The organism is Symplocastrum torsivum, assembly GCF_059505465.1.
Genome location: NZ_JCACKQ010000095.1, coordinates 133984 through 145788 on the forward strand (window position 1 = coordinate 133984; position 11805 = coordinate 145788).

The 11805-nt window shown below is 48.0% G+C and carries 12 protein-coding genes; 3 read left to right on the forward strand and 9 right to left on the reverse strand.

Annotation, left to right across the window (positions count from 1 at the left end; all coding sequences use genetic code 11):
• The first annotated feature begins 90 nt into the window (after positions 1-90).
• Both AC5JL3_RS23890 and AC5JL3_RS23895 read left to right on the forward strand, forming a co-directional pair.
• A complete protein-coding gene (locus AC5JL3_RS23890; RefSeq protein WP_496076848.1) occupies positions 91-2421 on the forward strand; it encodes an ATP-dependent helicase in 2331 nt (776 codons plus the stop codon).
• A 141-nt stretch (positions 2422-2562) separates the two neighbouring features.
• Complete coding sequence (locus AC5JL3_RS23895; protein WP_496076849.1) at positions 2563-3198, forward strand: Uma2 family endonuclease; 636 nt, start codon at positions 2563-2565, stop codon at positions 3196-3198.
• Positions 3199-3309: 111 nt separating this feature from the next.
• Here the strand turns inward: AC5JL3_RS23895 and AC5JL3_RS23900 are convergent, their stop codons facing one another.
• From AC5JL3_RS23900 to AC5JL3_RS23940, 9 genes are all read right to left on the reverse strand, one after another.
• A complete protein-coding gene (locus AC5JL3_RS23900) occupies positions 3310-5076 on the reverse strand; it encodes a CHASE2 domain-containing protein (RefSeq protein ID WP_496076850.1) in 1767 nt (588 codons plus the stop codon).
• Between the two features lie 151 nt (positions 5077-5227).
• Complete coding sequence (locus AC5JL3_RS23905; RefSeq protein WP_496076969.1) at positions 5228-5377, reverse strand: DUF6760 family protein; 150 nt, start codon at positions 5375-5377, stop codon at positions 5228-5230.
• On the reverse strand, positions 5362-5754 hold the full coding sequence (locus tag AC5JL3_RS23910; RefSeq protein WP_496076851.1) for a phage tail assembly protein: 393 nt from the start codon (positions 5752-5754) through the stop codon (positions 5362-5364). Before AC5JL3_RS23910 ends, AC5JL3_RS23905 begins: the two co-directional genes overlap by 16 nt.
• Before the next feature lie 87 nt (positions 5755-5841).
• Positions 5842-6186, reverse strand: a complete 345-nt coding sequence (locus AC5JL3_RS23915; RefSeq protein ID WP_496076852.1) for a hypothetical protein — start codon at positions 6184-6186, stop codon at positions 5842-5844.
• Positions 6187-6192: 6 nt separating this feature from the next.
• The gene (locus AC5JL3_RS23920) at positions 6193-6681 is read right to left on the reverse strand and encodes a phage tail protein (protein ID WP_496076853.1); all 489 of its coding nucleotides are present in this window, start codon (positions 6679-6681) and stop codon (positions 6193-6195) included.
• A 55-nt stretch (positions 6682-6736) separates the two neighbouring features.
• Positions 6737-7210 (reverse strand): phage tail protein, encoded by a 474-nt coding sequence (locus tag AC5JL3_RS23925; RefSeq protein ID WP_192221134.1) that lies wholly within the window; start codon positions 7208-7210, stop codon positions 6737-6739.
• Between the two features lie 31 nt (positions 7211-7241).
• Complete coding sequence (locus AC5JL3_RS23930) at positions 7242-7715, reverse strand: phage tail protein (protein WP_192221133.1); 474 nt, start codon at positions 7713-7715, stop codon at positions 7242-7244.
• Positions 7716-7886: 171 nt separating this feature from the next.
• Positions 7887-9647, reverse strand: coding sequence for a phage tail sheath family protein (locus AC5JL3_RS23935; protein ID WP_496076854.1), 1761 nt, complete (start codon positions 9645-9647; stop codon positions 7887-7889).
• A gap of 92 nt (positions 9648-9739) precedes the next feature.
• A complete protein-coding gene (locus tag AC5JL3_RS23940) occupies positions 9740-10318 on the reverse strand; it encodes a Pvc16 family protein (protein WP_496076855.1) in 579 nt (192 codons plus the stop codon).
• A gap of 407 nt (positions 10319-10725) precedes the next feature.
• Between AC5JL3_RS23940 and AC5JL3_RS23945 the strand changes: the two genes are divergently transcribed.
• Positions 10726-11778 (forward strand): sensor histidine kinase, encoded by a 1053-nt coding sequence (locus AC5JL3_RS23945; protein ID WP_496076856.1) that lies wholly within the window; start codon positions 10726-10728, stop codon positions 11776-11778.
• Positions 11779-11805 lie beyond the last annotated feature (27 nt).

Consider the following 11805-nt stretch of genomic DNA (forward strand, 5'->3'; position numbering starts at 1 on the left):
TTAGCCTAGCTTGACTCAATGCGATCGCTTTTTCAATAAGTACACCACGCTAGACTGTAGCTTACAGGTCGCAATGCCTAAAGCCTAGAGATGTCAAACGATACCCCCCAAAACCAAATCACCCAAACTTTGCCTCCACAAGTATTACGAGAGCGGGAATTGCAGCGACTCCGTGAGGGTTTGCGGCGCGGACAACAAAGCATGGCAGACTGGCAGGGAGGACAACTGGCGGTTTCTGCTGTACCGGGTGCTGGGAAGTCTACGGGTATGGCAGTAGCAGCGGCTTTTGCGATCGCACGTTACCAACTTCACAGCAAGCGTCAACTCGTAGTAGTTACCTTCACTCGCTCCGCTGCCGCGAGTATCAAAGTTAAAATTCGCGAAAATCTAAAAAAGCTCTATCTACCACAAAATAGCTTTGTTGTCTATACATTGCACGGTTTAGCGTTAAACATTGCCAACCGTTATCCAGAGTTATCAGGACTCAATCTTGAGAATGCAACCTTGGTGACACCCAACCAAAGCCATCGCTTGATTCGTGCCTGTGTTGAGCAGTGGATTGCGGCTAACCCTCGTCGCTACTCAACCTTATTAGAGGGACGCCAGTTTGATGGGGAAGAAACAGAGCGGTTGCGGCGGCAGTCGGTTCTGCGAACGGAGGTATTACCAAGCATTGCCCAAATCGTTATCCATGAAGCCAAAAGCTCTGGTTTATTACCAGAGGATTTGTGGAGGCTATCCGAACAAACCCCCGATGCTTATGAAACATTAGCGATCGCAGCGGGATTGTATGAACAATACCAAACTGTATCGCGATCTCGTGATTTCATCGACTACGACGATATGATTCTGGCAGCTTTACGGGTACTCAAAACCAACAACACCATTCGCCAGATTGAGCAAAACAAAATCTTTGCCGTCTTTGAAGATGAAGCGCAAGACTCTACCCCCTTACAAGCTGAACTGCTAGAAATTCTTGCTACTGACCCAAACAACCTAGAAGCACCAGCAAATTTAATTCGGGTTGGTGACCCCAATCAAGCGATTAACTCCACCTTCACCCCAGCTGACCCAATTTATTTCAATCGGTTCTGCGAAGACTGTGACACTAAAGGGCGTTTGGCAACTATGGATCAAGCGGGTCGTAGTACCCCAATTATTATTGATGCCGCCAACTTCGTCTTGAACTGGGTGAATCGCTCCCAGCTTACAGGTGCCGAGCTAAAAGCCTTTCGTTCCCAGATGATTCGCCCTGTGGGTGCCAATGACCCTCAAACAGATGCCAATCCTCAGCCAGTCGGTCGTGGTTTAGAAATCTACACTCCTAGAGACATTTATGATACTGTCCAACTCATAGGCGATCGCGTTGTTGAGTTATTTGCGACAAATCCAGAGCATCGAGCCGCCGTATTGGTGCGGGAGAATCGCCAAGGGAGTTTTGTTGCCCAAAAGCTAGATTATCTGAAGCGTCAGCACGGAATTGAAGTCTATGATGTGCAAGGAAGCGATCGCCATTCCCACGTTCCGGCTGAAATGCTAGCGCTTCTACAATTCCTCGACCGACCCCATTCTCCCGATTACCTCAAAACAGCCCTAGAAGTCTTGGTTCAGCGCCAGCGTATACCCACCCAAGACCTTAACGCCCTCGCCACCTTCCCAGAGCAATTCCTCTACCCTGGCCCCCTCGACCCCCAACAAACATCACCAGTCCGTCAAGCTCGGCGCTATTGTAGTAGTTTACTTCGCGCCCGTCTGGAACTGCCTCACTATCAGCTTATTTCCTTCCTAGCACTAACCTTAAACTACGACCAATCGGAACTCGCGACGGCTGATAAATTAGCCGAACGGGTTGCAAGACAAACCCACGGCAACAGTTCCATGAGGGCAACCCTCGACGCTTTGACTGAAATTGTCACATCCGAACGCTTTGAACCTGTAGAAACTGAAGACGCCGACTCCCGCTATCTCCGTGCAGGTCAACTCACCATCATTACCATGCACAAAGCCAAGGGACTGGACTGGGATTATGTCTTTCTCCCGTTTTTGCATGAAGACACGCTTCCTGGTAGTCCTTGGGTACCCACAGCATCCCAGTTTCTAGGAGACTTTACCCTCGCAGAAGTTGCTAGAGCGCAAATTCGCGCCAGTCTCCACGAACAACCCATCCCAATGGCAATGGATGCGTGGGAACAAGCCGGACATCTAAAAACGGCTGAAGAATTCCGCCTCCTCTACGTTGCCATGACACGCGCCAAACGCCTTTTGTGGATATCCGCCGCCGAAAAGGGACCATTCCGGTGGAATACCTTCACAGGTCAAGCATCGGACAACTTGCAGCAGAAAAAGCCGTGTCCTGTGTTGCCAGCTTTAAAAAACCAGTTTCCTCAGTCTGTTGTTTCACTATCTACAGTGCCTAGTTGATCAGCTTTTATGCTTGCGCTGAATTGATGCGTTAGTTCGAGGGAAACTACGGTCTATTAAGGCTTTAAGGGGTCTATTCTACGAAATATAAATATCGTCCAATAAAGACGAGAAGCTGTTTCAGTTATTTGGTTTTAAACAATGGTTAGTAGTCTTTTTGAACTCATTGACGATCCACAACTTGCAAGCCTTGACGATCCAGAGGAGAGATTCACCAGAAGCGAGGTAAACTGGCTGCAATACGAAGCCGTGATAGTCAAACTGGAGAATAATTCTCACTATCGTGTCACCTACTTGGATGGAGTATTAGAAATTGTGTCGCCGTCCCTGAGACATGAAAAACTCAAAAAACGTTTGGCTACCCTGGTAGAGTTTTATCTCCTTAAAAAGCGAATTAAATACACTCCAATGGGGAGTCATACTGTTAAAAAGCGACTCAAAAGAGCTGGGGCTGAACCTGACGAATGTTACTCCCTAGGAGAAGAGAAAAGCATCCCAGACCTAGCCATTGAAGTAGTCATCACTAGCGGTACCATTGATAAGCTAGAAACTTACCGATGTTTGGAAGTCACTGAAGTCTGGATGTGGAAACTCAATCGACTTACGCTCTACCATTTACGAGAAGAAACGCCATCAAAGTTTTTGCAAACTTACGGATACGAGCAGATTAATTTAAGTGAGCTATTGCCAGATTTAAACATACCATTACTAGAACAATGCACCATGATTTCAGACCAGATTCAAGCGATTGATGAATTTGAGGAAGGCATGGGTTGACGTACTCTCTCCACACTTTGTTGAGCCACTCCCCCGAATTCAATTCGGGGGATTCAGACATCAGTAATAAACTTCTGCCTTCTGCCCTCTTCCTTCTGCCTTTTGCTAGACTCACGTCTCTACTTCGGTATCAGATTGAGCATTTGTCGAGTCCTGCGGTGTTAAAGAAACTCCATGCTCCTTAAGGTTCCCCTCCTGATGAGTCCGAGTAGACCTCGATCGCGCAAGTAAGTTTTGCAGCCGCTTCTCCTTAGCTTGGGCTAGGCGTTGAGCTTTTGTCGTTTCATGCTCCTTCTCTTCTCGTTCGAGGTCACTTTCAACCTGGTCTTTAATTTGTTGATACAGAGTATCCACATCTTTCATTCCAGAAGTTGAGGTTGAGATTGTCTGCGGTTGGGGAGCATCCTCTAAGGGATGAGAGTCCAATACTTCTGTTGGACTGTCTTGCTGGCGAATCGATCTAGCTCTTCGCACTAAGTCCTCCAGGTAGTCTGCCTGACGAGCTTTCTGTCCTTGCTCTGCCCCTAACTTGCCTCCAAGGACAATTTGTTCTCTGAGTTGCTCGTAAATCGCTTGCGTATAACCTGCCTTTGTTGCGCGATCAATGAAGCCAACACCTGCTGCGGTCATTAAAAGAGCGATCGCAGATGGTACCAGTGGTATCCAGCCTCCTTGGAGAAAGAGGAGATAAGGCAGTCCGTAACACAGGCTTAACGCAACACCACAAACGAGAAGAAACGGTAACGGACGCCGCAGGTAAAAGGCGATGATTCCTCCAACGAGTGACCAACCCCAAATCCACAGAATCTCACCCACCTCTGGTAAGTACCACAAGAGTGGACGCCCATCAAGAACAGCGCTGAGAATCTGGCTCGTTGCTTGAGCATGAATGACAACTCCTGGCATATTTCTGGTGGCCTCTTCGCTAGAAAGGTAGGGTGTAGCAAACGTGTCCTTAGCCACCTGAGAGGTATAGCCGATTAAAATAATCCGATCTTTCACCCACGCCGGATCAACTTGTCCTTGCAAGACTTGGCTAATCGTGACTTGGCGCACAGCCGAACTTGGCGAACGGTAATTCAGCATTAGCTGATAATCAGATGCCTCAGCCTTAGCGTAACCCCCAGCATTTTCAGTGAGAGGAGGAAACACAACGGAGCCTAACTGAATTTCTCCACTCTCGGTTTGCTCCGGTACGATGCCTTTTGGTTCTAAATAGGTTGAGGCTAACTGGAAACTCAAGGATAGAAGTTGGTTGTCGGGGTCGGCATAATTGCACAGATGGGGCGTTCCAATGAGCTTAGAAGGTGGGGTTGGTGTTGAAACGAGAGCGATACGACGAATCGCTCTGTCTGGGTCTTGAGGGATATCGGCAAAACCAATCCTTTCGGGTGGAACACCTGGTGCGGCTGGTACACCAGGTTCAGTTGCAGAACTTAGGATGCAAACGGCAGAAATGCGATCGCTTTCCTTCAACAAATTAATTAACCTCGCCCGTCCTGCTGCTGGGCCTTGAGGCACATCACGACCAATATCAATACCAACCGCGCTGGGTTGATACCTCAAAAGTTTTTCTAAAACCTCAGCCAGCGTACCATCATGTAGCGGAAACTCTTTTCGCGTTTGGATGTCCTCTTCACTCACACCCACAACCAGCAGACGATCATCCAACCCTTCATCAGGACGTGAACGAACAAAGCGATCGTATGCATCTAATTCCATCTCCTCCAGTGCCCCGAACTGCCGCAAAGTAACGATTAGACCTGTCAGGACTAAGCTGGTGAGGAGTACTGTTCCAGCAAACGCCTTGGTCGCTTTGCCTAGACGGCTATGACCAGATAATAGAGAGCGAAGGTTGTGAGCAAGTTGAGACACCATACAACTTCCATTTTTTTAATGAAGACTCGGCGGTGGGAAGGACGCAAAGACGTGGAGATAGAACATTGCTCCAGTACAGTATTGAGTCTAAAGGTTCCCGTAAAAAGGCTTTGCGATCGCCCAAAATCTCGTATTGACTTTTGACTTCTGGCTAAACCATCTGCTGTCGAGCTTTCTGAATCTCAGCAACCCAGCGACGGCGTTCCGTATGTTCCAGATCCAAAATGTCTGCCAAAGACCAGTGAGCATTTAGAGCAATATAAGCTACCTCCTCATACAGTTGAGCTAGGGGGTAGCTGATGACTCCCCCGACAGGGCAAACTCCACCTCAAACTGATGAGAGCATTCAGGACACTGAACAGGCTGAGACGATGACTCCTGCTGGTTGAGGCGATTGTAAAGTTCTCGTAAGTAAGCGAGGTCTTGAGTAAATAAATTCTCTAATATCTCAGGCGTGACAGTCGTCAGACTCCCCAGACTCGTAATCACCTGTGACAGGATTACCAACGTGCTGTAGGCGGGGTCATTTTTCACCCTCCGATCTTTTTGGGTCATCAGTTCATCTTTTGCCGTCGCTAGCCGCATCACCCCCTGACGATGAACAACGCCTGCCTCATCGACTAGACCCCTAGGCAGGGTAAAATCAAATTCCGTGACAAAGACACTCCGGCTAGACATGGAAGCATTGACCTAATCTGAAAATAAGGCAGAGGGCAGAAGGGATAAGGATTTTTATCCATTCGTTGTGAGTGCAGCTCATGGTATCTAACTCGGTAATTGGGGGGCTGATTCTGGCGTTGTATTGGTTTGGGGTGAGTCAGACTCCAGTTCGTTGATCTGGCGATAAAACTTTTGCAGATAATTCAAATCACAGGCGAAAAACCGTTCAACAATCAGGGGCGTAACCTCGTCCAAAGCGCCCAAGCGAGTAATTACCCGTGAGAGGATAATCACGGTTGCATAGGCGGGATTGGATTTTACACGCGGATCGCGTAGTGGGACGATTTCATCCATTGCCCGTGCTAGTCGCATCACTCCCTTTCTGTGTAGATTTCCCTCGTCATCGAGATAGCCTTTGGGCAAAGTAAACTCAAATTCTGTCTGAATCATTTAGTGTTACTTGACCCGTATAAATTCATCAACAGCTAACTCCAACTCTTCAATTTCAAACTCACCGCTACCCGCCTTAAAATCAGAGAGTTTGTAACTCGTCGGCCAAGCGCCTCGGAAGCGAAACCTGGCAGCTTCTTCCGCGCCCTGAGTGTAGATAGTGATATCTCCATCTCTGCGTTGTTCCGACCATTTTCCTGCCTCGACTTCCGCAAACCAATCCCAAATTACCTTCGAGATGGTTAGCCCTCGACGCAGGATGATATTCTCGCTTTTGACATTACCGGGAAGTTTGGTACGGACAACGCGCCCCTTGCTGGTGCCATTTTTTCCCCATTTTTGGGGAGTTACCTCACAAATCTCTGCTACTTCCTGAGTACGCTTGAACCCTTGGCACTCCATGAAATAGCCATCTATGCGATCGTCACTACCATCGACATGAATTTCCAGGTAAAAGCGAGCGTTAGAGAGAACTTCATAAGTTTTTTCTGCCACAGCTTTACTCCCTGTTGAGTTAGGACACGATTAGTGGTGAATTCACATTACTAAGCTACTTCACCCGATGAAGATTCTCGTAGACAAACTCTAGGGTTTCTGTTGCTAGGTTTGTACTACCTGCTTCCATTTTCGTTGACTTATAGCTTGCAGGCATAACTCCCGTGAAATTATAACGAATCGCCTCATCACCCCCTTGGTTGTACATAATGAGAGAGCCAGTTTTCCGTTCTCCTTTGGTCGCCGTACCACCTCCACTGATTGGCTCTGAGTGGGAGTCGTGGAACCATTTCATCAGTCTATCGTCTTCAACTGTAGAGACAAACTCCACTGTTATTTTCTTATTCTCTACCCCAGTAACAGTAGCCTGAATTCGGCTTTTTCCTCCTTTACCCACCCCAAACGATTTTGTATCTCCAGCCGTTTGTAGCGCGACTTCTACTCCACTAACTTTTTTAACAACCAAATCATCCAAGCCATCCAACTGAAAATAAAACTTGGAACAGGCGAGAATTTCTCCAGATGCCATAGGTTACCTCCTTATTCAATCTGTCTAGTTACTATTTCGCTCGGTTAATTTGTTCGCAGACAATTTCAACAATTTCAATGGCAAGGTCTTTGCTTTCAGATGAACATTCTGAAACCTTATAAGACTTCGGCCAAGCATTCGTTAGATTCCAACGCAAAATTTCTGTATCGCTGCTATCGTAACCAACGATTGAACCGTTTTTACGGCTGCCTGTCCACTGTCCATCTCCCCCTTCACTTTTGGGCATCACCGATTTTATCCAGTTGTAGAAGTCCATGTCTCCTTCAATCAGATACACTTCAATGGTAACGTTGGGATTTTCTTCAAATCCTGATGACGTGGACTGCCACAGTGTTTTTCCAGCTTTTGTAGATGCTAGGGGTTTTTCGTGTCCTGCTGTTTGTCCTGTGAATTTTACCTCCGTCACGCTTTTGATCATCTTCTCCGTGATGCCATCAAACTCCACGTAGAAACGACTAGTAGGGAGTGGTCTTAACTCAGGCATAATTGCTACTCCTCGTAAATACTTAAATCCTCAAGATAAAAGAAGGAAAAGGGGGAATGACACTTAGTTAAGGGAGATGGGGGAGTAATTTCTACCTTACCTTCTCCATCTTCCTTAACTAAAGTGCCATTCGGAAAAGGGAAAAAATAGGTTCTCCCCCTGCTTCCCCTGTTACTGATTCGGTGCCCACTGGCTAACCCGGAAGATCACAAATTCTGCTGGGCGCACTGGGCAAACACCGACTTCAACGTACAAACGTCCCATCATCATGGTTTCGGGGGTATTGAGTTGCCCATCGCATTTAACGTAGAACGCTTCAGCAGGTGAACCGCCAAATAAAGCCCCTTCACGCCAGAGTCGCTCCAAAAAGCTAGTGACTGTCCGCTTGACTCGCTCCCAAAGATCCATATCATTCGGTTCAAACACAACCCACTGCGTACCAATCTCAATGGACTTCTCAATGTAGCTCAGCAAGCGGCGGACACTGATGTAGCGCCACTGAATGTTGTCTGGCTCAACTAGGGTACGAGCGCCCCAAACTTTGTAGCCTCGGTTGTAGTTGGCGAAGTTACGGATACAGTTGATGCCTATGGGGTTCAAGAGTTCTTGCTCCCGCATATTGGTTTCGTAAGCTAGACCAATTACACCACGCGGTGTTTCATTGGCAGGTGCTTTGAATACCCCACGGGATTCATCTGTGCGGCACCAAATACCCATCATGTGACCGCAGGGTGGCACCATAATCGGACGTCCTGCGTTGCGGGGATTGGCGACTTTAATCCACGGGTAGTAGAGTGCGCCAAACATGGAACGGCGGTTAAAGTCCTTAAGCCATTGAGCGACGTGTTGAGGCTTTTGCTGTTCGGGAGGAACTGCACGATTCTCATCTTTGCCGATTTTGACCGGAGGGGTATCTAAAACCGCCATCCGATAGGCTGGGCCAGGGAAGGAGTTTTCACAGAGGCTCAGCATCATTTCCATGACGCCGTGAACCTGCTCTAAATTCATCAAACCAGCCTGGTAAACTCGCATCAGGTCTGGGCAGGCAATCATGGCGACTTCATCAATCTCAAAAATCCCTTGAGTACCTGTGCGATCGTCCCGTTGCCCTTGCAAGTCTCGTGAGAAGTTCTCTGGGCTAGAAATGTAGGGTGGGGGGACTAATTCAAAGGCACCCAAACCTGGTCGTCGGGATAGACTGTGTCCGAGTGGCGAGATGTCGGTTACCGTGATGTATTCAGAATCCTGGAGTGCCGTCACGACATAATCGGCGACCTGGGTATCGACATCAATCTGGGGATTGTTAGGTTCATCTGGGTTGTGCCGCTTTACCCCCATTGTCAAGTGGTTGTAGCGTTCAAGGACTTCGTCTCCTCGACTGACAATGACGCTGAAAAATTCACCCGTGTTTAAAGGTGGTGTAACATCGTCGGGCGCATCGTCTGGGAGAGGTTTGGGTTCACTTTCAACAACCGATACTTTGAGGCGTCCTTGGTCGCTAGAAGGGAGAGCGAGGGCTGTATTCTCATCATTACCCTCTACCTGCCTAATGCCGAAGTGCAACGAGGGGCGATTGCCGGAACTGATCAGTTTAATGCCAGTTTCTTCCAGTGATGGAGGGTTCGCTCCAGGTAGCTTGGTGCCGATACTCGTTACCCAACAGCGACCGCCTCCATTCATAAACCAGCCTTGGACGGCGAAGGGTAAATAGGCGTTGAAATCGGTGTATCCATCGGAGCCTGGTTTGGCAAAGTACTCCAGATACTGGCTCCAGTTGGTGACCATCATCGGCTTAAACATCTCGGCATCACCCCGGACATCTTCCGTGAAGCCGATAAACCCAGCAACACTCATGCTGATGCCCTCGATTGGGCGACTACCACGGTCTACCTCTTCGACGTAGACCCCAGGAGCAAAGTAATCTAGTGCCATGCTTGACTATCCTCCGTTGGGAATTGGGTTAAGAACTACTAAATTGGGCGGTTTGTAACTTGACATCGGGTGACATTTGCTGTCCCTCCACCTTAGGGAGGTAACTGTAATGCTTTAGATCCGTTTGTGCCAGGTCTAACTGCCCGGAAAGCCGCCTGGGGGGATGTCGAGGCTCGACAGGTAAACGGAACGGCGACCGTTACGTGTAGGGCGGGACGGAGGGGAACCCCCAAAGCCCTCCAAAGCGCTGTAATATCCACCAAGGCTCTGGTGGAAACCTGTATTGGTAGCGCACCATGCCCCCTCAACCCTGGTGCTAATGCTTCCTCTGGAAGAACGCGGTAATTCAAGAGCATTTGTAGCGCTTCTGAAAGTAGACGCTGTTCACCTAAAGCCGTACAGTCCCAGGCACTAATTAAAAACGACAAATCGAACCAGCGAGGTGAATCAGGTTCTGGAATGTCGAGTAATGGCTTCGAGTCAATCCTCAGTGATTGATAACCTAAAGATTGGATTAGGCTGCTTTCCCGGACATCGTAACAGTAAAGGTTGAGGGCTGGTCTGACGTTTGGGTGAATTTGAGGATGGCTGAAGTCGATTAGTTCCTTGCTGATTAAAGAAGTGCCGTTAGACAAAATTTCTGCCAACGTCTGAACAACAGCAGGAATCATAGACTTGGGGGATAAGCTACTCAAGCCTAGATTAAAGAGGTAAAAGCCTCTTGGTTATTAGACTTTAGTCGAAACTTTATAGAGACATACTCTGACTCGATTAGAGACTTTTAAAAGAATGTTTCAATTAAGTGCGATCGCTGCTTCCTGCCACTATACTTAAGTTCTAAATTTCTAGCTGCTTCCGTAAAACCGCCGCAGAACAGTAGCATTATGCTCCTGAATTTATCTGTCGGGAGAACAATGTCGGACAACTCCTGAGCTTTTTAAAAGCGATAGTCTGGTTGAGTCAGCAGACTTTACCAGTTGATTTTGATATGTCTAATTAGATTTGGTAGCACTCTATGCGGGTTGAGTCACAGTGGAGGATTCCAGCAGCTCTTGATGTATCTTTACCGTCTTCATTGATGCATCTTCAAACAACTTATCAGTTCTACCTTGATGAGTTGGCAGCACAGTTACCTGTAGTGGCGGCTTGGGGAGTTTTTCGTTGTCCTGAAACGGGGAAATATCAGCGGGTCGCTTATTACGAGCGAGGAACCCCTTGCTTTGTTCCCGCCATTATTGCTTACTTGGAATCAGAGCAATGGTGGGATGATTCCTTGTCCGCTTTCAAGCTCTCTGAACTGGCGTTAGATTTGGACTGGAAAACCTATGTCTGCAATTATACTCAACAGCCAGCAGATCCTGAATATCTCTTAATCTGGTCGTCTGAGCCTTTATCTCGACTCCAGCAGTACTGTATCGAGCAGCAAGCTCGGATATTCAGGCATCACCTGGATACTTATCAAGAGCGTTCCCGCCAGTCGAGAAGCATTCAACTTTTAGAGCAGACGCTCCAAAAAACTGAGCATCAACTTCGTAGTCCACTGGCGCTGATTGCCCTTCATGCCGACTTACTTTCTCTCAGTTTGCCCCTAGGACAACTACGCTCTCAAGCCCAAAGCATCCGAGAAACGGTGGATGAAGTGAGTGTCAGCCTAACTCAATTGACCAACTGCGGACTGCGATCGCGTTTGCAACTGGACTACTACGATTTGCGAGAAATTTTGGAAGAGAGTATTGCCGGGTTGCAGCCTTGGATACAGCAAAAACAATTGCGGATAGACTACCCAGTAACTCCCTTAAAGCTTAAGGTAGACCGCTGGCAGATCAAGCAGGTTTTGAGCAACCTTCTCAGTAATGCCGTACAGTTTAGTCCGCCGAGAGCAGTAGTAACCTGTCGCTGGCAAGCCTTTTGTTCAGAAGTTTTAATTGAAATTTGTGACAAAGGTTCGGGATTATCTGCCGAGGACGTGAAAGAACTGTTTACCCCTTTCTATTCTCGCCGTCCTGGGGGAACTGGGTTAGGTTTAGCGATCGCAAAGAAAATTGTCCTAGACCATCAAGGTAGTATCTGGGCTGACAATTTGCCTGAGGGCGGAGCGCAGTTTTCCATCACCTTACCCCGATCTGCCTAGAGGGTTTTCTTGTAACTATAAGCTTGG

Excerpts from the sequence above, each read along its gene's own strand:
- AC5JL3_RS23915 (WP_496076852.1), bottom strand. The coding sequence starts at position 6,186 with ATGATTCAGACAGAATTTGAGTTTACTTTGCCCAAAGGCTATCTCGAT.
- AC5JL3_RS23940 (WP_496076855.1), bottom strand. The coding sequence starts at position 10,318 with ATGATTCCTGCTGTTGTTCAGACGTTGGCAGAAATTTTGTCTAACGGC.
- AC5JL3_RS23900 (WP_496076850.1), bottom strand. The coding sequence starts at position 5,076 with ATGGTGTCTCAACTTGCTCACAACCTTCGCTCTCTATTATCTGGTCAT.
- AC5JL3_RS23925 (WP_192221134.1), bottom strand. The coding sequence starts at position 7,210 with ATGGCATCTGGAGAAATTCTCGCCTGTTCCAAGTTTTATTTTCAGTTG.
- AC5JL3_RS23895 (WP_496076849.1), top strand. The coding sequence starts at position 2,563 with ATGGTTAGTAGTCTTTTTGAACTCATTGACGATCCACAACTTGCAAGC.
- AC5JL3_RS23935 (WP_496076854.1), bottom strand. The coding sequence starts at position 9,647 with ATGGCACTAGATTACTTTGCTCCTGGGGTCTACGTCGAAGAGGTAGAC.
- AC5JL3_RS23890 (WP_496076848.1), top strand. The coding sequence starts at position 91 with ATGTCAAACGATACCCCCCAAAACCAAATCACCCAAACTTTGCCTCCA.
- AC5JL3_RS23910 (WP_496076851.1), bottom strand. The coding sequence starts at position 5,754 with ATGTCTAGCCGGAGTGTCTTTGTCACGGAATTTGATTTTACCCTGCCT.
- AC5JL3_RS23930 (WP_192221133.1), bottom strand. The coding sequence starts at position 7,715 with ATGCCTGAGTTAAGACCACTCCCTACTAGTCGTTTCTACGTGGAGTTT.
- AC5JL3_RS23945 (WP_496076856.1), top strand. The coding sequence starts at position 10,726 with ATGCATCTTCAAACAACTTATCAGTTCTACCTTGATGAGTTGGCAGCA.